Genomic DNA, 23,336 nt, shown 5'->3' with positions numbered 1-23,336 from the left:
CTCCTTTTGCTTATGTGAGTTTTCACTATAGACCATTAGTGCCAGCTGATGCGTGAGCAATTATCAAAAAGCTTAAGACAATGTTAGTGCACCTTGGACCACCCAAATTCTCACTCACTCCGTTACAACCCTCTGCCCTAGTGCTGTTGGTAGATTATGCTAGCCATTAACGTAAGACAGTGATGACTGAGTTGTTGCTACCATGCAAGCAAATTATTACAAAGCCTTTGGACAATATTAAGTGAGTAAATAACGACTCAAGGCCGCCATCATAAAACCCGCGGTGATGGCGATTAGAGGGCGTCTAAGCAACAAAATCAACACCAGTGTCGTCAGCATTGCCAACTGGGCACCTACATCACCCTCCACAGCCACTGGCGCTAATACAGCCACCAGCACTGAACCGGACATCGCACCAATAAAACGTCTGACCGCATCACTAATCGGCACAAACTGCATAATAAATACGCCGCCTAAACGAGTCATCAGCGTGACCACTGCCATGACTAACACAATCAGCAGAGGATATTCGGTACTAATACCCCAATTCATGTTGCTGCCCTCTCTTTCCAAAAGAGTCCCACTAAACCACCGGCTAAGGCACCAACGACCACATGCATATTTTCTGGTAAATACCAATAGGCTAAGACAGCCACTAGCGCTGATACCAACCAGATAATCACAATACGCAAATCCTTAGGCCCGCTAAGCACCATGGTTAAAAGAAAGCAATACATCACCATATCCAAGCCTAGGGCGCGCGGATTCTGAATTAAGTAGCCGAAATACAAGCCCAGCCAAGTACCCACTACCCACATCAACCAAAGCGCCAAACCGCCGCCGACAATATCAGCCAAGCCGGACTTGCCATGATTATATTTAATCATGGCCTTAGCCCAATTCGCATCGGAAATAACGAGTAAATACTGATAGCGCTGCCGCAGGGGGATATCCTTGAACCAGGGATAAACTGAAGCGCCCATCAAAATATGCCGTGCATTAATAAAGAACACCGTGGCAATCAGAGGCACTAAGGGCACATGCTCACCCCAAAGTTCAAGGGTCGCAAATTGTGAAGCGCCCGCAAACACCGCAGCACTCATCAACACCGTGCTGAGACCATCCAGACCTGTCTGTACTGCGGCCAAACCAAATGCTAAGCCAAAAATGGCCACAAACGCAGCCACCGGCAACATTTCCTTAAATGCCAACCAAGTGGCTTGATACGTAAGTGCTGGATGCGAGCTCGCCATACTACCTCGTTGAAAAATTACTCTTGCTTAAACAAGGCTAATTCACTTAAGAACTTCGCTTTCCAAGCCTCTGCACCAAGCCCCTTAGCATCAACCGCAAAGGCCACTAACTGATCATTTAGTGATAACTGATACAGTCCATCCACTAATTCAAACTGAATGGATTCAGGCGTATTTTGTAAGGTGCGGATTTCTTGACCGGCCACTTGGGGATTAGGCAATGAGACTGAGCGTAATAACTCCTCACCCTCTGCACTGAGCATGCGGAACATAAACTGCCCAGTATCATCTTTAAAGCTGATAAAGCGAGGCATCTTAGACGATTTTTTACTGCTTGCGGCCTTTTCCTGTGCTGTATCAGCCGTTTTTACGGCATGAAAGCGGCGCAAACCCACTGCCTGTCGAATCTCTGCCATCAAGGGCTGCGCAATTTTTCTCGCTTTAGCCGCACCGTCTAATAAAATCTCCTCGATGCGTTCAGGTTTAGCCATCAACTCCACATACCGCTCACGCATTGGCGCAATCATGCCTTCTAACTCATCAGCCAGCATTTTTTTTGCATCGCCCCAGGCTAAGCCATCACGTAATTCTGCCGCAAAAGCTTGTGCCTTAGAAGGCTCAACAAAGGCTTTATAAATCATAAAGAGATTAGAGCTGTCCGGATCCTTGGGCTCACCCGGCAACTTGCTGTCGGTTTTGATTTGCGCAATCGCTTGGCGCAACTGTTTAGCATCGCCTGCAAAGAGCGGAATGATATTGTTATAGCTCTTGGACATCTTACGTCCATCAAGCCCCGGCAAGGTTGCCACACCTTCAGCCACCTGCGCTTCAGGTAAGACAAAAAAATCACGACCGTTACCATAGTGATAGTTAAAGCGTTGCGCAATATCACGTGCCATTTCCAAATGCTGCACCTGATCGGCACCCACCGGTACCTTATGCGCATTAAACATCAAAATATCTGCCGCCATCAAAATGGGATAGGAATATAAACCCATAGTAACACCATCATCCGGCTCAACCCCGGCGGCGTTATTCGCATCCACACAGGCTTTATAAGCATGGGCACGATTCATCAGCCCCTTAGGCGTAGAGCAGGTTAGGACCCATGATAGCTCCGGTATCTCGGGAATATCCGACTGCCGGTAAAACGTGACTCGCTCCGTATCTAAACCGGCGGCTAGCCAAGTGGCAGCAATTTCTAAACGCGAGCGCTCAACACGCGCAGCATCATCCGCTTTAATTAAAGCATGGTAATCTGCCAAAAAGAAAAACGCATCCACGTCTGGCTGATTGCTCATTTCAATTGCCGGACGAATCGCACCGGCGTAATTACCTAGGTGAGGCGTGCCCGTGGTGGTCACACCAGTTAAGACACGTTGAATTTTGCTTTGCCCTTGCTTAGCATTCATTGGCAACATACTCCATCAATTAATTTACATTTAAAGGTTTACGTAGTCTCGACGCGCTTGCTGCATATACTCTTTAGACTGCATTTCCGTAATGCGCGACTCAGTACGGAAAAACTCATTCGATAATACACCCTCGGTATACAGTTCGGCAGGCTGCACTTCCGCACTCATTACCAACTTCACTTTATAGTCATACAGCACATCAATCAACCAAGTAAAACGACGCGCCGGTGAGGCTTGGGCAGCGCTCATTTTAGGCACATCGGAAAGAAAAATCGTCTCAAAACGCTTAGCCAATTCGAGGTAGTCATTTTGTGAACGATTATCCATACACAAGGTTTTAAAGTCAAACCACGCCACCGAACCCGCTACTCCCAAGGCTTGTAACGGTCGATTTTCTACCGTCAATAGTTCAACTTTCAATTCAGCACCACTAAGTTGCTTATATAAACTCTCCATTGCCTGACGATTTTCAGGGTTGAGGGGTTGATAATACAGCGGTACCTGCTCCAAGGTACGACGACGATAATCAATGCCAGCATCGACATTGAGCACATCCATTTTTCGCTTAATTAAATCTATCGCAGGTAGCAATCGCTCACGATGCAGACCGTCCGGATATAACTCGGAGGGCTCATAGTTGGAGGTCATCACAAAGGTGCAGCCGTACTCAAAGAGCTTTTCCAGCAAGCGGTGCAATATCATCGCATCCGCAATATCCGACACGTGAAACTCATCAAAGCAAATCAGGCGGTACTTTTCAGCGGTTTGCTTGGCCACCACATCTAAGGGATCCTCAGTACCACGAATGCTTTGCATTTGCTGATGGATACTACGCATAAACTCATGAAAATGAATGCGTACTTTGCGTTTATAAGGTAGGTAATTATAAAAAGAATCCATCAAGAAGCTTTTGCCTCGACCTACACCACCCCACATATAAACGCCCTTAGGTACGGCCGGGCGATTAAGCATACGCTTAAAAAAACCGCTACGCTGATCCTTAAAGTCGATCAACTCCTCGAACAAATCCTGCAGCCGCATAATGGCTTTTTCCTGCGCCGCATCGGCCACATAATTCTTGTCAGCCAAGGCCTTACGATAATGATGAATGACGTTCATAATGTGATTTAAAAAATAAAAAGTGCCCTAATCAAGCTCACTTAATATAGGGCACTTATGACACATTGTCTATAAGAGACATCAGCGCTTAAGCCGCTCTCCCTCGGACACGATGAATTAGAAGTTTAAGCTACGCTTATCAACCGCTAAGGCCGCTTCTTTTAATGATTCAGACAAGGTCGGGTGAGCGTGACAAATCCGTCCGATATCCTCGGCAGCGCCTTTAAACTCCATAATCGCTACTGCCTCAGCAATCAGCTCGGAAGCCATCGGGCCAATAATATGCACCCCTAAGACCTCGTCCGTTTCGGCGCAAGCCAAGACTTTAACAAAACCATTGGTGTCACCTAAAGCACGGGCACGGCCATTAGCCATAAAGGGGAATTGACCCGCTTTGTACTTTTTACCCTCTTCCTTAAGCTGTTGCTCAGTTTTTCCAATCCAAGAGATTTCTGGCGAGGTGTAAATCACATTAGGAATCAGATCATAATTAACCGAACCATGCTGACCCGCAATACGCTCAGCTACGGCCACGCCCTCTTCCTCCGCTTTATGCGCAAGCATCGGACCACGCACCACATCACCCACAGCCCAGACATTTTCAAGCTCGGTATGGCAATGCTCATCAACCTCAATAAACCCACGTTCATTGGTCATTAGGCCAATGGACTCAAGATTTAAGCCGGCGGTAGTAGGCACACGTCCAATCGACACAATCAGCTTATCGACTTCCAAGGTCTGCTCTTCACCCTTGGCATTGTCATACTTAATCGTGACCTTTTTAGCAGAGGTTTTGATATCGCCAACCTTGACCCCAACCTCAATTTTGAGACCCTGCTTAGCGTATAGCTTAGCCGCTTCCTTAGCAACACCCTCATCCGCTACTGATAAAAACTTCGGCATGGCTTCAAGTACGGTAACTTCAGCACCTAATCGACGCCAAACACTGCCCAACTCCAGGCCAATCACACCAGCACCGATCACGCCTAGACGCTTAGGTACGGCAGGAATCGCTAAAGCGCCGGTATTAGATAAAATCAGCTCTTCATCAAACTCAAGACCTGGTAAAGCACGAGGTTCAGAGCCTGTAGCAATAATCACATGCTCAGCACTAACACTGCCTTTATCCTTACCATCGATTAGAATGTTGTAGCGACCATTATCCGCTTTGCCGTCAAAAGACGCTTTACCAGAGTAAAACTGAACCTTATTCTTTCTGAATAAAAACAGGATTCCATCGTTATTTTGCTGTACGACTTCATTTTTACGACCTAAGAACTGATCGATTTTAAGCTTAACCGAGCTAAGCTCAATTCCATGCTCTTTAAAGCCATGCTTGGCATGCTCATAGTACTCTGAAGACTGTAATAAAGCCTTAGAAGGAATACAACCCACGTTAGTGCATGTGCCGCCAGGGGTGGGCTTGCCATCAGCATCAACCCATGCATCAATACATGCCACCGATTTACCTAGCTGTGCCGCACGAATGGCTGCAATATAACCACCAGGACCTGCACCAATAACTACTACATCAAACTCTTTACTCATAACTCTTCCAATTCGATTTAACTGATAACGCCCCGAACATATCCTTTTATGCGGGGCGTTAATGATTCAATGACGCTAGCTTAGAGGTCTAACAATAAACGAGCAGGCTCTTCTAGTGCTTCTTTCATTGCCACCAAGCCAAGCACTGCATCGCGACCGTCAATTAGACGATGGTCATAAGAAAGTGCCAAGTAGTTCATTGGACGAATAACGATTTCACCGTTTTCAACCACTGGACGCTCTTTGGTTGCATGTACACCTAAAATTGCGGACTGCGGTGGGTTAATAATCGGCGTAGACATCATAGAACCAAAGACGCCGCCATTAGAGATTGAGAAAGTACCACCGGTCAATTCCTCAATGCTGAGGCGACCCTCGCGCGCCTTGGCACCGAACTCGGCAATGGTTTTTTCGATTTCAGCCAATGACAACTGGTCGGCATTACGCAAAATAGGTACTACGAGACCGCGCGGTGAGCTAACAGCGATACCAATATCAAAGTAACCGTGGTAAACAATATCGTTACCGTCGATAGAGGCATTAAGTAGTGGGTACTTTTTAAGTGCTGCCACAGCTGCTTTAATGAAGAAAGACATAAAGCCAAGTCTCACGCCGTGCTCTTTTTCAAATTGCTCCTTGAATTTCGCACGAAGATCCATCACGGGCTTCATATTGACTTCGTTGAACGTGGTTAAAATCGCATTTTCCTGCTGTGACTGTAGTAAACGCTCAGCAACGCGGGCACGTAAACGAGTCATTGGTACACGCTGCTCAGGACGACCATCAAGGGCCTGACCAATTTGTACAGGAGCAGCTGTTGCGGCCGTTGCTTGCGCAGCCTGTGCATCTGCTTTGGTCACCCGACCATCTTTACCAGTACCGCTAACAGCGGAAGCGTCTAAGCCCTTTTCAGATAAAATTTTAGCAGCAGCAGGCGATGCTACATCACCCTTGGTAGCAGCAGCGGCAGGTGCGGCGGCGGCAGCAGGTGCTGATTCAGCGGCAGCGGCAGGCTCTGCGGCAGTTGCTTTGGCAGCGGTATCAATTTTGGCAAGTAATTGCTCGGATTCGACGTTTTCACCACCTTGGACAATGATTTCAACCAAAACACCGTCAGCCGGACATGGCACTTCCATAATTACCTTGTCGGTTTCAATCTCAATTAAGGTCTCGTCCTGAGACACGGCCTCACCAACCTGCTTGTTCCACTCTAATAAGGTACCCTCGGATACGGACTCTGAAAACTGAGGTACTTTCACTTCAACGATTGACATAATTTTGTTCCTTTAAACTTGTTCGTAATGAATAAATGAGTATTACGCTTTAAAAAATCTTTAAATCCCTCACAGGCCCTTGCGCTTAATACGCCTTAAGGGGCCTGCGTCCAGGTACTACTTAGTTAAGGTAAAACCACGAAGGCGCGGACTGAATGCCTGCTCCAATAATGATTTTAATTGCTCATTGTGTAAGGCTAAATAACCCACTGCCGGTGAAGCAGAAGCGGCACGACCAGCATAGCCCAACTTCTGACCCGCAGACATATTTTGATAAATATGATGTTGGATATAGAACCAAGGACCTTGGTTTTGTGGTTCATCCTGAACCCAAACAATTTCTTTGGCATTAGGGTATTGCTGTAATTCAGCCTCAAATTCCTTGTGCGCGAATGGATACAATTGCTCAACCCGAACAATGGCCACATCATTCGCCTCACGCTCAGTGCGCTGATTCACTAAATCGTAGTAAACACGCCCTGAGCAAACTAAGACACGATTGACCTTGTCTTTAATAATGTCAGGATTGCTCTCACCAATAATGAGCTTAAACTCACCTTCAGCAAAATCGCTGAGCGGTGATGTAGCATCCTTATTGCGTAGTAAAGACTTAGGCGTAAAAATCACTAAAGGCTTACGGAACTTGCGGATCATCTGACGACGCAGCAAGTGGAAAATCTGCGCGGCATTGGTCGGCTGTGCACATTGAATATTATGATCGGCACATAGCTGCAAGAAGCGCTCAATACGTGCTGAGGAGTGCTCCGGTCCTTGACCTTCATAGCCATGTGGCAGCATCATTGTTAAGCCACAATGACGACCCCATTTGGCCTCACCAGAGGTAATAAACTGGTCAATCACGACTTGCGCACCGTTGACGAAGTCACCGAACTGCGCCTCCCAAATGGTTAAGTTATTTGGCTCAGAACATGCATAACCATACTCAAAACCTAGTACCGCTTCCTCGGATAAAACAGAGTCAATCACGGTAAATTTAGGCTGATCCTCAGCTAAGTTCTGTAAGGGGATATAGGTACCCTCATCCCAACGCTCACGACTCTGATCATGGAATACCGCATGTCGGTGCACGAACGTACCGCGACCTGAATCCTGACCGGTAATACGGATTGGATAACCGTTAGATAAAAGGCTGGCAAAAGCTAAGTGCTCACCCATACCCCAGTCTAAATTCATCTCACCATTGGCCATGGCACGACGATCGTTAAGCAAGCGCTTAACTAACTGGTGTGGCGTAAAGGTCTCAGGAATGGTTGTAATCGCTTGACCTAAGCGCTGCAATTCAGAAATCGGGAGGGCTGTCTCTGCATGGTCGGTCCATTTTGCAGTTAGGAAAGGCGTCCAGTCAATCGCATACTTACGCTGGTAGTCAGTTAAGACCGGCTCAACGGTGCGATTACCCTCTTCCATCACCTGACGATAGGCCTTAACCATCTCCTCAGACTCGCCCTCTTCGAGTACGCCCTGCTTTAATAGCTTATCCGCATACAGCTGACGCGTACCTGGGTGCTTAGCGATTGTTTTATACATCAAAGGCTGAGTCAAGGATGGGGTATCCTGCTCATTATGACCTAATTTACGGAAACAAATAATATCAATCACCACGTCATGACCAAACTCCTGACGATAATCCACCGCCAAACGAGTGGCAAAGGTCACCGCTTCAGGATCGTCGGCATTAACGTGGAATACCGGCGCCTCAATCATTTTGACAACGTCGGTACAATACAGTGTAGAGCGTGAGTCACGCGGATCGGAGGTGGTAAAACCGATCTGGTTATTAATCACGACGTGAATGGTACCACCCACAGAGTAACCACGGGTTTGAGACATATTCAGCGTCTCTTGCACCACCCCCTGACCGGCAAAGGCGGCATCACCGTGCACTAATACTGGCAACACTTGCTGAGTATTACCGTTGCGACGCTCTTGACGGGCACGGGCACTACCCTGAACCACCGGATTAACAATTTCTAAGTGTGACGGGTTAAAGGCTAGGGTCAAGTGAATCGGACCGCCCTTGGCGTCAATATCGCTAGAGAAACCGCTGTGATACTTAACGTCACCGTCAGTTAAAGCACCGTCCTGCTTGCCCTCAAACTCAGCAAATAAATCACCGGGCATCTTACCCATGATGTTAACTAACATATTTAAGCGACCACGGTGCGCCATCCCGACAACCACATCTTGCGTGCCGTGACTACTGGCATGGTTAACCAGTTCATCCATGGCCGAGATAAAGCTCTCGCCGCCTTCAAGAGAGAAACGCTTTTGCCCCACATAACGGGTATGCAAATAACGCTCTAGCCCCTCAGCCTCGGTTAATTGCTGCAAGATGCGCTTTTTCTCGGCATCGGTCAACAAGGCACTAGACTGCGATGACTCAACCCGCTCCTGAATCCAGCGCTTAGCCTTAGGATCGGAGATATGCATATACTCCACACCAACGCTACGACAGTAGGTATTACGCAGTGCTTCGATCAGCTCGCGTAAGGTCATGTGCTCGTTTTTAGTGAAATAGGTATTGGTCGCAGAGAAAGTCTCGTCTAAATCGGCTTCAGTTAAACCGTAAAATGCTGGATCCAACTCAGGAATCTCTGGCCGCTCAGTTCGCTTTAAGGGGTCTAACTGTGCATAGCGCAAGCCTAATGAACGGTAGGCTGCGATTAACTGCTGCACCTTAAGCTGCTTACCCGCCATCTCCATACTAAGCTGGCTGTCTGCCTTCACGGCAAGACGATTTTCCCGGGCGCGTTGAACAAAGGATGCAATCACAGAGGAATGGTTTTGATCGCGAGTCTCTGCTTTACCATCTGTCGCAGGCTGATCCTGTAACTGATCGAAATAATCTCGCCAATACTCTTCGACGCTATTTGGATTTGCCAAATAAGCCTCGTAAAGCTCCTCTACATAAGCGGCATTACTGCCGAAAAGGTAGGAAGAAATATTTTTCTCTAAAAAAGTTGACATTATGCCTCACCGTTTTAAGTGTTTCACCGAAAAGGATGCAGATTGTGAAGTAACCTTCCGCGTACGGCCTTCACCGATAGGCGGATAGCAAGGGTCCCTAAAGACTACCTGTACAAAAAGCAAAAGTAAGGGGATAGAACCCATCACCCCAATATACTTCACATCAGTATAAACTAGTCTAGCACTTCTGTCTTATAAATAGCACCCAGAACCTGTATAAAACCCGCCTCTCTCAGTGTTTTCCATAAGATCTAAAGCTTCAATGCCAGTAAAAAAAACAACTTTTTACCCAGGTAAATTTTTGATAGATAGTTGGAGTAGTTGATAAAACTTTTTTACCGATGATCATGCGCTTTAAGTTTTCCCCTATACTAGAAAAACGCCATAGCATTTAAAATACTTGGCTAAGCAAAAAAATTGCATCGTTTACTTTTTTAAATTTATCAGTTCTGTTGGAGAGCATTTTATGGTTGAGAAAAACAAACTAAGTCAAATGGCCTTGGACTATCACGAGTTTCCCCGTCCAGGTAAAATTTCCGTCACCCCAACCAAGCCACTCGCCAATCAGGATGATTTATCACTAGCCTATTCCCCTGGCGTCGCATCTGCGTGTATGGCGATTTTTAATGACGGCGAACAGGCCGCCGCCCGCTTTACCTCCCGTGCCAATCTGGTGGGCGTGGTAACTAACGGTACAGCCGTTCTCGGTTTGGGTAATATTGGCCCGCTAGCGGCAAAACCTGTGATGGAGGGTAAAGGCGGTTTATTCAAAAAATTTGCCGGGATTGATGTTTTTGATATTGAGCTTAATGAAAAAGACCCGGAGAAATTAGTCGATATTATCGCTGCACTAGAACCGACCTTGGGCGGCATCAATCTGGAAGATATTAAGGCGCCTGAGTGTTTTTATATTGAAAAAGCCTTACGTCAACGCATTAATATCCCCGTGTTCCACGACGATCAGCACGGCACTGCGATTATCTCTGCAGCTGCGATTATTAACGGCCTAAAACTTGTTAATAAAGCCATTGATCAAGTAAAACTCATTTGTTCCGGTGCTGGCGCTGCGGCTATTGCGTGTTTGGATTTATTAGTCAGCCTCGGTCTTAACAAAGAAAATATCTATGTTTGCGATTCGCGCGGCGTCATTTATGAGGGACGCGAGGAAAATCTTGAGGAAAATAAGGCTCGCTACGCACAAGTCACCGAGCTGCGCACCCTCGGCGATGCTATCGCCGGTGCGGATATCTTCCTGGGTTGCTCAACCAAGGGGGTTCTCACTCAGCATATGGTTAAATCCATGGCGGAGCAACCATTAATCCTAGCCTTAGCTAACCCCGATCCTGAAATTACGCCTGAAGAGGCCAAGGAAGCACGTCCGGACTGCATTATCGCCACTGGCCGTTCAGACTATCCGAATCAAGTGAATAATGTACTGTGCTTCCCCTTTATCTTCCGTGGCGCCCTGGACGTAGGTGCAACCTGCATCACCGAAGAGATGAAAATGGCTTGCGTACACGCCATTGCCGAATTAGCCCAAATTGAGACGAATGAAGAGGTAGCCAGTGCCTATGCGGGTGAGGACTTAAACTTCGGCCCCGAGTATATTATTCCCAAGCCCTTTGATCCACGCCTGATTATTACCATTGCGCCAGCGGTGGCACAAGCAGCCATGGATTGCGGTGTGGCGACTCGTCCGATTCAGGATATGGAAGCCTATAAAGCTCGCCTCAATGCCTTTGTTTATCAATCCAGCCAGTTAATGCGTCCGCTGTTGAAGCTGGCAAAAAATCAACAGCAGCGAGTGATTTTTGCTGACGGTGAGGATGAGCGTGTGTTACGTGCTGTGCAGACGGTGCTAGATGAAAAAATCGCCAAGCCTATTTTAATTGGTCGCCCTGAAGTGATTCAAATGCGCTCCAAAAAATTGGGGCTACGCTATTTAAGCCACCCCGATCTAGAGGTGGTTGACCCGGAGCATGATGAGCGCTTTAACGAGGTCTGGCCGCATTATCATCAATTGATGGCTCGTCGCGGAGTCACGCCGGATGTCGCCAAAGCGATGGTACGTAAGCACAATACCATCATTGGTGCACTGATGATCGAGTTAGGCTATGGTGATGCCATGATTTGCGGTGTCAATGCCTCCTTCAACAATCAGGTCGATTATATCCGTGATATCACAGGCTCCTCACTAAAAAGCGGCACCATGGCTGCGATGAATGTGATTTTCAGCTCGGACTACACACTTTTCCTCTGCGATACCCATATCAATGAGGATCCCACGGCCGAGCAAATTGCAGAAATTGCGCTGATGGCCGCAGAAAAAGTCAAACGCTTCGGTATGGTCCCTAAGATAGCCTTAGTGTCACATTCAAATTTTGGTAATCGTCGTACTGCCTCGTCTATTAAAATGGCCAAGGCCCGAGAAATTCTGGCAGAAATTGCGCCGGACTTGGAGATGGATGGTGAAATGCATGCCGATGCCGCACTCTCCGAAAAAATTCGTAAAAGCTCCTTACCAAGTAGCAGCTTAAGCGGTCAGGCCAATGTCCTCGTCATGCCAAATCTAGATGCGGGCAACATCACCTACAATCTCTTAAAAATGACCAGTGGTGGTATTGTGCTGGGTCCCGTGCTCTTAGGCACAAATAAAGCCATCCATGTTCTGACCACTAGCACCACCACACGCCGCATCATCAATATGGCAACCTTGGCGGCGGCTGATGCCCAAGGTGAGACCAGGGTGCCTGAGGGGCTAATTGAGTCTAAAATTCAAAGTGCGGTTAAAAAAACCGACAGCGAATAATACTAATTTGTTGTAATTACGAGCAAGAGGACCACCCCAGGTCCTCTTCTTGTTTAAGATCATAGTGCTTTGTTTTAGGAAGTAAAAGAGGGAATTATCAAAAATGGCTTATGATTTAGGAAAACTCATTCTACGCCTCACCTTAGGGGTGTTGCTTTTACTTTATGGTTTTCATAAGGTTAAATATGGCTTAGGGCATATCCCACATACGCTTAACACACACGGCTTACCCCCGTTTTTAGCTTATGGCGTGTACATCAGCGAAGTGATTGCGCCATTGATGCTCATCGTTGGTTTATATACACGCGTGGCAGCCGGGATCATTGCCTTTAGTATGAGTATTGCAATTATTTTTGTGCATGCATCGCGCTTGACTGCCCTCAATAGTAGCGGCGGCTCGGTGATCGGCTTAGAGTATATGTTTTTGGCAGCGGCCATCTGCATTATGCTCATTGGCGCTGGTCGTTTTAGCCTCAACACCCCCTATAACTAAGGCTCAAAACGGATATTTTCTGCGGCTTGGGGTAGATCCCTTAACAAATCACTCAAGCCGCTTAACTTCGCAGGACTCCTTGCTACATCCTGCGCCATCGCAGTCCAGCGAAAAACAATGTTCTCGCTAATCTCCCCCGTCAACACATCATATAATGCGTCCAGATTCATGGCACAATGCGCAGGTAGCTGCACGACCGCAGCTAAACGTCGGTAGAAGTCCTCAAGCGATTGAATCCCATCAAGCTGAATAATATGGGGCGTCTTAATGCATTTATCAGAAGTAGCAGGCATCAGCCTATTTTTGCGCTGCCACTTTTTTAATTGGCGTGCATTATAGCGGCGTTGCTGCTTTTTGGATAGACTTAATGACATGCTGGCACCCGTTCAAAGCTTTCATAATGATCAATGGTGACAAACATATGATCCGCATCTTCATAGACTAGACGCTTCATATTACGCTTTGTACCCAAATAATCCAAATCCGCCTCATAGTACCTAGCAGCGGGTAAGCGCTTCTCATAGTTACCAAAATGATCACCACCCAGGGCTCTGCCACGTAACTGGGCAATATCATTAAAGGCTCTACCCGGCTCCCAGCCTAAGCGACGCGCCTCTTTTTTGCTCAAGAACTTGGGCGGCAACTTCGCTTCGTCTCGCAGAGATCGTACGATAGCACTTAACTCAATCACATTAATCTGCCCCTGCAGCTTCTCTAGATTAAAAATGGCTAAAATCACTTCACAACGTTGATTTGCCTCTTCTAAAGAGATTAATGGCTCGCCCTGATTAGGATCACTTTGCACCCGCGCTAAGGCATGGGCATGGTTCAGCACTGACATCATCAACAAGATAAAAAAACTTACGACGATTTTTTTAACTAAAGAAATGCTCGACACGTGATTTATTCTTAAGGTAGTGGAATTAATCATGATCAACCTTGTCCTAGTAAAGGAATGATATTTATTCACTCCTATTCCTTTTGCTAGACGCCTATTTTATAATCAATTTAGCTTTATAGACGTATTTTCAACCATTATAAGTATAGTTCACAGGATAGTTCATGAAGTCCATTATTAATTTTCTAATCCTTTTGTTGGTCATTGCCGCCATTGGATTCCTAGTTTGGTTCGCCGTCGATAAATCACTCTTTGGTGATGCTGAACAGCAAATTCCTCCACAGGAGGAACTCGTGCTTCCAGCCGCTCCTCCCCCAGTGACTGCAACCACACCTCAAGAAATTAGCCCAGAGGAGGCTTTCGGGGCAACCGCTAGCAGTGATGACACAAAGGCGAGTAAGACCAGTTGCAGCAAAGCAGCTGAGACTATCGGTGTGATTTATGATATGCATATAGAGGGTAAATCGACCGAAGCCATCACGCAGTACCTAGCCGGTTTAGATGAATTTACGCAGGATGATATTGAGATGTTCTCACAAATTACGGAAAGCATCAAAAGTGCCCCTAGCGATCAGTTACTCTCTCGCCAAGCGATGATGGAGCAGTTCAAACAGCAATGCGAAGCTGCCGATAGCAACTAATACATCCCCACAATGACAAAAGCCCGGTTTGAAACCGGGCTTTTGCACTTAATTGCGAGCTAATTACTTAGCAGCTTGATTAGTTTGTGGCCACACTGAATCAACTACCGCAGAAGCAACGCCTTCATTGCTAACACGGAATAAGAATAGGTTAGCTGATTGACGGATACCGCTGAAAGAAACGGCCTCTGTCTGGTTGCTAGCACGGTTGATGGCAGCAATTGCATAACCACGGTTATCAGGTACTGCATCTAAAGCTGCTTTAGCCTTGTCGTTAACATTAAGCGCGATGTAGATATTATTATTTTGGTCAGCAACGATGTCATGCGAAGTAACCTCTGCCGCTGTGAATACAGGAGTAGCTGACACATAAATCGTTTGCTGCTCGCTAATTTGTACAGGACGGAAACCTTGAACTGGCGTCACAGAAGCTTGGTAAACCTGTAATGCTGACTCAGCTTGTACTGTTTGTGCTGCATCAGCTTGCGCTGTGGTCGTACCAGTAGTTTGGCAGCCAGCTAAGGCGAAAGCCACTGGTAAAACCGCCAATGCTAACTTGCGAGATAATTTCATAATCGTAGTTCCTCTTAATTTATTAAAAAAATTTGATCCGCTGATATGCCTGCAGCGCTACCAAAACATTTTAAAGTTACATCATATAGAGTGAGAACTCAAGTGATCAATAATAAAACAATGTATAAAATATTAACAGTTTAGGATACTACATCCTAAACTGTTAATGAATTTTAGACTAATTAGGCAGTAGCGACAATTAGCGGATTAAATCAGCCGCATCACGTGCGCTCACCAGCGTAGGCATTGGCATCAATAACACGCTGTCCATCAGATTGCTATTGGCACCCTCAACAGTAGAAATCACATTGCCATTAATACTCGCTAAGATATGGCTATAGCCCTTACGAGCTTTGCTAAGTTTAGCAATTGAATCAGGCTTTAGACGTAGGGCTAAGGCCGGTTCATCCGATAGTGTTTTAGCAACAAAAGCATTTTGGATATCATCACGCTTTAGCACAATACCGCTGGTGTAGTATTGCGTATCACCCACCTTAAGTGATTGCTCCTTGGCTGATTTTTTAGCATTCTTACTACCTACGTAAATTGCTAACTCATTCGTGCCCTGGCGCTTAGCGATCACAGGTGACACTGGAGCGGCTTGGGGCGTTTTAGCCGCCACCGCTTTCTGATCGGCATCTGCCGCTTCATTGGATTTAAAAGCAAAGGTCTCGCAAGCAGATAAAGCTAGGACGACGGCAGATAAGGTGGCAAATTTTAATGCGCGTTTGTATTGCATAGATGGATCCTCTTTGAGGCTTTAAATTAATTTGAAAATGTAAAAAATTATTTAAATTTCAATGATTTAGATGGTGAATCTAAAACTTTACTTGAACTTAGTTGGATTATACAAGAAAGGCAACAAAAGCAAAATGAATTTTGTGTATCATGGTTTTACTAAGCATTTTTCAATTAATGATAATACGCTTGGCAGCGATCCTTATCATGTAAATCAATGGTCTCAATCGAGTCTCTCAAACTAATTTTTTTAGCGACTAAACCGCCGTATTGCACCGGTCCCGTAAAGGGTTTGGTATCTAACCAGTACATCCTGGCAGACAAATAGTAGTCGCCCCGCGGCACATCGGTAAACACAAACTGCCCGTATTGATTCGTCTTAACCGTGCGAATACGTGAACGATAAGCCTCACTCACTGGGCCGCTCAGCACATTACCACGACGGCAAACCTCCTCAAACCACTGGGTGCTGCTCGCAGAAACTGGATTTAAAATCACATCAATCAAAGCCCCTGTACGCTCACCGTAGTTTTTATAATCACTGATAAAAGCACGTCCCACCAACTGTGTATAATTACTACCCTGACGGATATCAGCCGGATTAAAAGCTAGCCGCGGTACTTGCTTACGTACACCGTGATCGATGCTGCCAAGCTGCTTAGTACTTGAACAGGCTGTCAATAAACACAGTGCAGCCAATGATAAAAACTTAGGATTGCGAAGATTAATCATAAACTTAATGCGCCAAATCAGCGCAGTAAAAATCGTTTCTAGCGAAATATTGATTTTACAAAAGATTGCCCAAACTGTGCGCAAGAACAGTTGCTTAAGCGCTTTATTTCTTTGATTTAGCAGCTTTGTATTGACGATCTAAATCACGCAAAAAAGCCATTTTTTCACCAATACGTATTTCCAAACCACGCTCAACCGGTTGATACCAAGACGGTTTGGCCATGCCATCCGGCAGGTACTGCTCAGCCGCTGCATAGCCATGCGGCTCATCATGCGCATAACGATAAGCCTTGCCATGGCCCAACTCCTTCATCAGCTTAGTTGGTGCATTACGTAGATGGACTGGTACCGGGCGACTTTTATCCTTTTGCACAAAGGCTTTGGCGCGATTATAGGCCATATAGGCGGCATTACTCTTAGCCGCAACAGCCAGATAAATCACCGCCTCCGCTAGCGCCAACTCACCTTCTGGGCTACCCAAACGCTCATAGGTCGTGGCCGCATCATTACAAATTTGTAAGGCACGCGGATCCGCTAAACCAATATCCTCCCACGCCATACGAATAATGCGTCGTGACAAATATCGTGCATCGGCACCCCCATCCAGCATGCGACAGAGCCAATAAAGAGCGGCATCCGGATCGGAACCACGCACTGATTTATGTAGTGCACTTATTTGGTCGTAAAAGGCATCCCCACCCTTATCGAAACGACGCAAATTATTAGGTAAGGACTGCTCTAAATAGGATTCATTAATTTCTGTGATGTGAGCGCTTTCCGCCGATTCTAATACCACCTCAAGCACATTAATGAGACGGCGTGCATCACCGTCGGCCCATGCCACCAATTGCTCGGCAGCCACTTCATCGATCTGGATAAGCTTAGCCTCGACACCACGCTCATCTGCTGTGCTTTGAAGACGCTGGTTATACAGCTTCAACGCACGTACCAGTAACTCCTGTAGGTCGGCTTCGCTGATGGACTCTAATACATAAACGCGCGCTCTAGACAATAAGGCCGAATTCACCTCAAAGGAGGGATTTTCAGTAGTGGCACCGATAAAAGTAAAAAGACCACTTTCCACATAAGGTAAAAAGGCATCCTGCTGCGCCTTATTAAATCGGTGCACCTCATCCACAAAGAGGATGGTTTTGCGACCTTGACTCTGGGCTATTTTTGCTTGATCGACCGCATCCCGTATATCCTTCACCCCGCCCAATACGGCAGAAATGGCAATAAACTGCGCATCAAAGCCATTAGCCATTAAACGAGCTAAGGTGGTTTTACCCACGCCTGGTGGCCCCCAAAATATCATGGAGTGCGGGCGGCCCGCTTCAAAGGCAACACGCAAAGGCTTACCCTCACCCAATAAATGCTGCTGCCCGACGACTTCATTTAAAGTGGTCGGGCGCATTTGTTCGGCTAAAGGTGCATGCAAATTAGAATATGCTTGACTTAATAAATCAGACAATGCCTTCTCGTATCAATCACATATTAACCACGTCCACACCGGCGGGCGCTTTAAATGTAAACTCACTCGCCGGGATGCGAGCGTTGGCTTTGAAATTTCTAAGTTTGATCGTCGTTGTTTGACCAAAGGAATCACGAATACGTAATTCGGCCGGTAAGTTATTGGCAAAAGCAATATCCATAAAAGCCATGCCCTGATCGGCTACCTTAGGCGTTGCTCTCAACCAGACCATACCATCACGTTCTGGCAACACCTCAACGCTAAAATTATCGTCTAAGTTACTATTACCAAAAAGAATTGAGGCTGGTGAGGCACCCACCGAATCTTTGATATTGCGTACGGTGACTTGCGCCAAATCCGGGTCATATTGATACACCCGCTGACCATCGGAAATCACCTTTTGTTCATAAGGCTTGCTCACATGCCATACAAACTTACCGGGACGCTCAAAACTAAAGGTGCCAGACTGTGTTTTTTGAGCATTAGTACCACCGCCTTGTTGAGCAAATTGCCCCGTGGCGGATTTGATATTTTTCACAAAATCCCTTAGTTGCTGCTTAGCATCCGTTTGGGTGGTGTTTTTGACGTCGGGGATTTTAGTAAATTGGATCTCACCTAAATCCACCGCCTGCCCGGCCCCTTCCTGAAAAGTGTCTGGGTTCACAGTGAACTGGGCCATTGCCGTACCACTACCCAAGGCTAAGAACAGGGTCAGTGATAGGCTTAATTTCTGTAATTTATTCATTTAAAAACCCTTTAGGAAAGCATGAACAAAGCTTGTTTTTAACAGGAAATGCGGCAGCGCAATGGAAGTATTAGTAACTAAGCGTAATTAAGCCTCAGCATCCTCATCGGCACCCGTATTAGCCGGTACTAAAATCTCACGGCTATTATTGGCACCCATCGCTGACACAATACCCGCTTGCTCCATTTGTTCCAATAAACGGGCAGCACGGTTATAACCAATACGTAACTGACGTTGCACCGAGGAAATCGAAGCGCGGCGCGTACGTAAGACAATATCGACCGCCTGATCGTAGAGCGGATCCGATTCACTATCGGCAAAACCCGTCACACTACCTAGACCGTCACCAGTCTCACCAGCCACGCCACCCTCTAACACGCCATCTACATAATCCGGCTCACCTTGCTCCTTGAGGTACTCAACCACGCGATGTACCTCATCATCCGACACAAAGGCACCGTGTACTCGTTGTGGTAGGCCAGAGCCGGGGGGCATATAAAGCATATCACCCATCCCCAACAGCGATTCAGCACCCATCTGATCCAAAATGGTCCGTGAATCAACCTTAGATGACACCTGGAATGCAATACGCGTCGGGATATTGGCCTTAATCAGACCGGTAATCACATCCACACTAGGACGCTGAGTCGCCAGAATCAAGTGAATACCGGCAGCGCGCGCCTTTTGGGCTAAACGAGCTATCAACTCCTCAATCTTTTTACCCTGCACCATCATTAAATCAGCTAACTCATCAATGATCACCACGATCATGGGTAGCGTCTTTAAAGGCTCAGGTGAATCTGGTGTCAAGCTGAATGGATTATCAATGGTTTCACCGCGCGCCTCGGCTTCCTTAATCTTGCTGTTATAGCCAGCGATATTACGGACACCCATTTTACTCATCAGCTTATAGCGCTTTTCCATCTCGCCCACACACCAATTAAGTGCATTACTTGCTTGGCGCATATCCGTCACAACAGGTGCTAATAAATGCCCAATACCCTCATAAACACTCATTTCGAGCATTTTTGGGTCAATTAGAATCAAGCGCACCTCCGAGGGATCGGCTTTATACAATAAGGACAAGATCATTGCGTTAATACCAACGGATTTACCGGAGCCAGTGGTACCCGCAACCAGCAAATGCGGCATTTTAGCTAAATCTGCAACAATGGGATTACCCGCAATGTCCTTGCCCAGGGCCACGGTCAGCAGTGATTTACTTTTTTCATAGGCCTGCGAACCGATAATCTCTGCTAGTCGTACAATTTGGCGACGCGGATTAGGTAACTCAATCCCCATCAGGTTTTTACCCGGGATAGTCTCAACCACACGCAAACGCACCATACTCAAAGCACGTGCTAAGTCCTTACTCAAATTGACAATTTGTACGCCCTTGACCCCGGAAGCGGGCTCAATTTCATAGCGAGTAATCACCGGACCTGCCTGAGCAGCAACCACTTCGACCTGTACATTAAAGTCACTCAACTTCTTCTCAATCAAGCGTGAGTTATACTCGATCGTATCCTCTCCAACTGGCTCCACAAAATCTGCGGCTGGATCGAGCAGCTCTAAGCCGGGTAAATCACCACTAGCTGCATAACTTGGAGTGGTCTTGCTAGGGGCTTTAACAGCAGCCTTAGTTGGCGCTACGGTAGTATCTCTACTAGCGCTAGCGTCACTTGCAGTAGGCTCTGGCTCCGATACAGCGGCTGCATGATTATCAAACAGCTTGGCCTGCTTTGCTTCAATCGCCTTAGAGGAGATCGGAAAGGCTTTGATCGGCGGTTCAATTTTCAATGGGCGATCGGCTGGTGGCAACTGCTCCTTGTGTGCCGTGATTTGCTCATCCATCTCCTCTTGGGCCGCTTCACCAATACGACGGTCTATGCGTTCGGCACGAAGTCGATCAAACTTAGTTAATAGACCGGCAATCGTACTACCCAATCGCTCTGCTAGATTAAGCCAAGAAAAATTAAAAAACCAACTAAAACCAAAAAAGAACATCGCCGCCATCGCAAATAGCGCCGGCGCACTGCCAATATTACGAATTAACAGCCCCGAGAATAGGGCCCCTAATACACCACCAGCATGCCCTGGTAGCTGCTCACCAACACTTTGCAACTGAGTGCTTTCTAAACCGATAGAGCCTAATATCAGCATAATAAAACCAATCGGTACATGCCATTTTAAGCTTGGCAAAACCTGCTCTGGATCTAGATTAGCGTAACGGCTCATCAAGGTTTTGTAGCCCACAAATAAGCGCTGGAGGCACAGCACGACTAGCCACCAGGCAGAAAAGCCTAATAAGTACAATAAAATACTTGAAAAATAAGCACCAAAAGCACCGAAAGCATTTTGAATCTCATCACTGCCAGAGGTACTGACCCAGCCCGGGTCGGTGGCATGCCAAGTAAATAACATCACTGCCAAGGATACCGCAGCAATCAAATACAGTACCCAACGCGCCTCACGCAACATCATCATAAAACGTGAGTTCATCAATACTTGCTCAGGCGATCGCAGGCGGATATTACGCTTACCGCGACCAATGTAAGGGGTTTTAGAAGTTTTAGCCATAGCCATATATTATAATTGGACTTACAATGATTTTTGTAAAAATTAAGTTTAGTGATATTAATGATGAAAAATGATAATCATGCCAAGGTAATTATCCTAGGTTCTGGTCCGGCAGGCTACACAGCCGCCGTTTATGCCGCCCGAGCCAATCTGCAACCCCTGTTAATTACAGGCCATGCTCAAGGCGGTCAATTAATGACTACCACCGATGTGGACAACTGGCCAGCCGATTGGGATGGCGTAACTGGCCCTGAGTTAATGAGCCGCTTTCTTAAGCACGCCGAGCGCTTTAACACCCAGATCGTATTTGATCAGATTGATCGGGTTGAGCTAGCCAATCGTCCATTTAAACTGTACTCCAACATGGGCAACGAGTATAGCTGTGACAGTCTAATTGTTGCCACCGGTGCATCTGCTAAATACCTTGGTCTCGAGAGCGAGCAAGCCTATATGGGTCAAGGTGTATCCGCATGCGCTACCTGCGATGGTTTCTTCTATCGCGATCAGGATGTGATTGTGGTAGGCGGTGGTAATACAGCCGTTGAAGAAGCACTTTATCTAGCCAATATCTGCGCTAATGTGACGCTCGTGCATCGTCGTGACCAGTTCCGTGCCGAAGCTATTTTGGTAGATAAGTTAATGGATAAAGTGGAAAACGGCAATATTAAATTAGCCCTGTTCCATACCCTTGACGAGGTTCTGGGTAATAAAAACGACGGCGTGACAGGTGTCCGCTTAAAAAATACCCAAAGCGGCGAGACTCAGGAACTGTCCGTGAGCGGTGTTTTTATTTCGATTGGCCATCATCCTAATACCGATATTTTTGAAGGACAATTAGCGATGGACGGTGGTTTTATTATTAATAAAACAAATCCACAGCTACTTACCATGACCTCAGTACCAGGTGTTTTTGCTGCTGGGGATGTGGCGGATAATATCTACAGACAAGCTATCACAAGTGCCGCTACTGGCTGCATGGCAGCCCTGGATGCACAGCGTTGGTTGGATACACAAGGTGAAAACAAATCTTAAAGGCTCATTACAGGACTTAAAAAAGCTTAGTAAGCAACTGAGCAAGGAGCGCATCGCCCAACAAAAAGCCGTCGCAGCCGCCGAAAAAAAGCAGCAGCGATTGACAATGGCGGTGACGGATGAGGATCGCAAGCTTTTTCTTGCTTCCATTCGCGGCACCAAGCGACTGGAAGCAAGCAATCGCATTGAGGCGAGACCACCCATCAGCAGCACACGAGAACGAGCGCTTTTTAATCAAAAACGTGCGCAAGCCGAAGGCAAGGAAATCATCGCACCCGAGCGTAGATCAACAGCGGCAACGTCACATTTGCCTGCGCATGCACAAGCTGCAGCAAAAGGTGAGGTGGCACGCTTTGTCAAACAGGTGGCGCAACAGGATGAAGGGATTTTTTTACGTCATACCGATGGCGCCGATGTGATTAAAAAGCTGCAACGTGGTCAATGGCCGGTGGAAGCCACGCTTGACCTGCACGGTGCCAATCTCGATGAAGCGGCCGAACGCTTTGACCGCTTTATGCAGACCTGTATAGAGCATAGCGTGCGCTGTGTTTGTGTCATTCATGGCCAAGGCTACGGCTCCAAAAATAATCAACCGGTACTTAAGGATGCGGTTCGGCGTTGGCTGCGCGACTTAACCGCAGTCACTGCCTACATCCCTGCTCCCGAACACATTGGCGGTGCAGGTGCGGTGTTAGTGCTACTAAAGAACCGACCATAGCTTTGTCATACAATTAGTAGCCATCAGAGCGGCTAGAAAATAAGCAATCGAGTAGGGTGAGGTTTGCACCTCATCCCTCTCACAGAACCGTACGTACGGACCTCGTATACGGCTCATGCACATTACCATTTAGCATATGCGCTAAACACGTAGCCAGTCTCAACTTTCCCCATATCATACAACGTTAAACTATCTAACCACTTATTCGGCATAGCATAGTGAGCTAATGGACTGGCTGAGTTTCTCCAGTGCCACATCGCTATCGACTCAAACGGTGGTTTATAGCCTAATTGTTTAAGTCGTCTATGT

The 23,336-nt window shown here is 46.8% G+C and carries 21 protein-coding genes; 5 read left to right on the top strand and 16 right to left on the bottom strand.

Going from position 1 to position 23,336, the window contains the following annotated elements:
- Positions 1-237: 237 nt before the first annotated feature.
- The 7 genes from A3GA_RS0107300 to A3GA_RS0107270 all read right to left on the bottom strand — a co-directional run bounded on the left by A3GA_RS0107300 (position 238) and on the right by A3GA_RS0107270 (position 9,597).
- A complete protein-coding gene (locus tag A3GA_RS0107300; RefSeq protein ID WP_018026742.1) occupies positions 238-552 on the bottom strand; it encodes an AzlD family protein in 315 nt (104 codons plus the stop codon).
- Entirely contained in the window at positions 549-1,253 is a 705-nt protein-coding gene (locus A3GA_RS0107295) for an AzlC family ABC transporter permease (RefSeq protein WP_018026741.1), read from the bottom strand. Before A3GA_RS0107295 ends, A3GA_RS0107300 begins: the two co-directional genes overlap by 4 nt.
- Positions 1,254-1,270: 17 nt before the next feature.
- Positions 1,271-2,665 carry a tryptophan--tRNA ligase gene (locus A3GA_RS0107290; RefSeq protein WP_018026740.1) on the bottom strand — a complete coding sequence of 465 codons (1,395 nt, stop codon included), beginning with the start codon at positions 2,663-2,665 and terminating at the stop codon, positions 1,271-1,273.
- A 30-nt stretch (positions 2,666-2,695) separates the two neighbouring features.
- A complete protein-coding gene (gene zapE / locus A3GA_RS0107285; protein ID WP_018026739.1) occupies positions 2,696-3,787 on the bottom strand; it encodes a cell division protein ZapE in 1,092 nt (363 codons plus the stop codon).
- A 117-nt stretch (positions 3,788-3,904) separates the two neighbouring features.
- Positions 3,905-5,335: a dihydrolipoyl dehydrogenase gene (gene lpdA, locus A3GA_RS0107280; protein ID WP_018026738.1), complete on the bottom strand. Its 1,431-nt coding sequence runs from the start codon at positions 5,333-5,335 to the stop codon at positions 3,905-3,907.
- Positions 5,336-5,415: 80 nt separating this feature from the next.
- Positions 5,416-6,609, bottom strand: a complete 1,194-nt coding sequence (gene odhB / locus A3GA_RS0107275; RefSeq protein ID WP_018026737.1) for a 2-oxoglutarate dehydrogenase complex dihydrolipoyllysine-residue succinyltransferase — start codon at positions 6,607-6,609, stop codon at positions 5,416-5,418.
- 117 nt (positions 6,610-6,726) lie between these two features.
- Positions 6,727-9,597 (bottom strand): 2-oxoglutarate dehydrogenase E1 component, encoded by a 2,871-nt coding sequence (locus A3GA_RS0107270; protein ID WP_018026736.1) that lies wholly within the window; start codon positions 9,595-9,597, stop codon positions 6,727-6,729.
- 466 nt (positions 9,598-10,063) lie between these two features.
- Between A3GA_RS0107270 and A3GA_RS0107265 the strand changes: the two genes are divergently transcribed.
- Positions 10,064-12,406 carry an NADP-dependent malic enzyme gene (locus A3GA_RS0107265; protein WP_018026735.1) on the top strand — a complete coding sequence of 781 codons (2,343 nt, stop codon included), beginning with the start codon at positions 10,064-10,066 and terminating at the stop codon, positions 12,404-12,406.
- A gap of 103 nt (positions 12,407-12,509) precedes the next feature.
- Positions 12,510-12,899: a DoxX family protein gene (locus A3GA_RS0107260; protein WP_018026734.1), complete on the top strand. Its 390-nt coding sequence runs from the start codon at positions 12,510-12,512 to the stop codon at positions 12,897-12,899.
- Here the strand turns inward: A3GA_RS0107260 and A3GA_RS11485 are convergent.
- Positions 12,896-13,273 (bottom strand): barstar family protein, encoded by a 378-nt coding sequence (locus A3GA_RS11485; protein ID WP_018026733.1) that lies wholly within the window; start codon positions 13,271-13,273, stop codon positions 12,896-12,898. The two genes, A3GA_RS0107260 and A3GA_RS11485, sit on opposite strands and share 4 nt — an antisense overlap.
- A complete protein-coding gene (locus A3GA_RS11480; RefSeq protein ID WP_018026732.1) occupies positions 13,264-13,830 on the bottom strand; it encodes a ribonuclease domain-containing protein in 567 nt (188 codons plus the stop codon). Before A3GA_RS11480 ends, A3GA_RS11485 begins: the two co-directional genes overlap by 10 nt.
- 131 nt (positions 13,831-13,961) lie before the next feature.
- On the opposite strand from A3GA_RS11480, the gene A3GA_RS0107245 reads away from it, so the two are divergent.
- Positions 13,962-14,438, top strand: coding sequence for a hypothetical protein (locus tag A3GA_RS0107245; protein WP_018026731.1), 477 nt, complete (start codon positions 13,962-13,964; stop codon positions 14,436-14,438).
- Between the two features lie 63 nt (positions 14,439-14,501).
- Here A3GA_RS0107245 and A3GA_RS0107240 read toward each other — a convergent pair whose 3' ends face one another.
- From A3GA_RS0107240 to A3GA_RS0107215, 6 genes are all read right to left on the bottom strand, one after another.
- A complete protein-coding gene (locus A3GA_RS0107240; RefSeq protein WP_018026730.1) occupies positions 14,502-15,011 on the bottom strand; it encodes a hypothetical protein in 510 nt (169 codons plus the stop codon).
- A gap of 199 nt (positions 15,012-15,210) precedes the next feature.
- Positions 15,211-15,750: a hypothetical protein gene (locus A3GA_RS0107235; protein WP_018026729.1), complete on the bottom strand. Its 540-nt coding sequence runs from the start codon at positions 15,748-15,750 to the stop codon at positions 15,211-15,213.
- A 173-nt stretch (positions 15,751-15,923) separates the two neighbouring features.
- A complete protein-coding gene (locus A3GA_RS0107230; RefSeq protein WP_018026728.1) occupies positions 15,924-16,565 on the bottom strand; it encodes a prealbumin-like fold domain-containing protein in 642 nt (213 codons plus the stop codon).
- A gap of 19 nt (positions 16,566-16,584) precedes the next feature.
- Positions 16,585-17,895, bottom strand: a complete 1,311-nt coding sequence (locus A3GA_RS0107225; protein WP_048766950.1) for a replication-associated recombination protein A — start codon at positions 17,893-17,895, stop codon at positions 16,585-16,587.
- 73 nt (positions 17,896-17,968) lie between these two features.
- A complete protein-coding gene (gene lolA, locus A3GA_RS0107220) occupies positions 17,969-18,697 on the bottom strand; it encodes an outer membrane lipoprotein periplasmic chaperone LolA (RefSeq protein ID WP_018026726.1) in 729 nt (242 codons plus the stop codon).
- Positions 18,698-18,784: 87 nt separating this feature from the next.
- Entirely contained in the window at positions 18,785-21,277 is a 2,493-nt protein-coding gene (locus A3GA_RS0107215) for a DNA translocase FtsK (RefSeq protein WP_018026725.1), read from the bottom strand.
- A 63-nt stretch (positions 21,278-21,340) separates the two neighbouring features.
- Between A3GA_RS0107215 and trxB the strand changes: the two genes are divergently transcribed.
- Entirely contained in the window at positions 21,341-22,309 is a 969-nt protein-coding gene (gene trxB, locus A3GA_RS0107210) for a thioredoxin-disulfide reductase (RefSeq protein WP_026156867.1), read from the top strand.
- Positions 22,293-23,027: a Smr/MutS family protein gene (locus A3GA_RS0107205; RefSeq protein WP_018026723.1), complete on the top strand. Its 735-nt coding sequence runs from the start codon at positions 22,293-22,295 to the stop codon at positions 23,025-23,027. The genes trxB and A3GA_RS0107205 overlap by 17 nt, the downstream gene beginning before the upstream one ends.
- A 122-nt stretch (positions 23,028-23,149) precedes the next feature.
- Here A3GA_RS0107205 and A3GA_RS12300 read toward each other — a convergent pair.
- Positions 23,150-23,336: hypothetical protein (locus tag A3GA_RS12300; protein WP_040614164.1), on the bottom strand; the 187-nt coding region annotated here is incomplete at its 5' end.

Source organism: Oligella urethralis DSM 7531 (assembly GCF_000372065.1).
GTDB classification, from domain to species: domain Bacteria; phylum Pseudomonadota; class Gammaproteobacteria; order Burkholderiales; family Burkholderiaceae_B; genus Oligella; species Oligella urethralis.
Note: the sequence above shows the minus strand (reverse complement) of the source record. Positions and strands in the feature narration are given on the sequence as shown.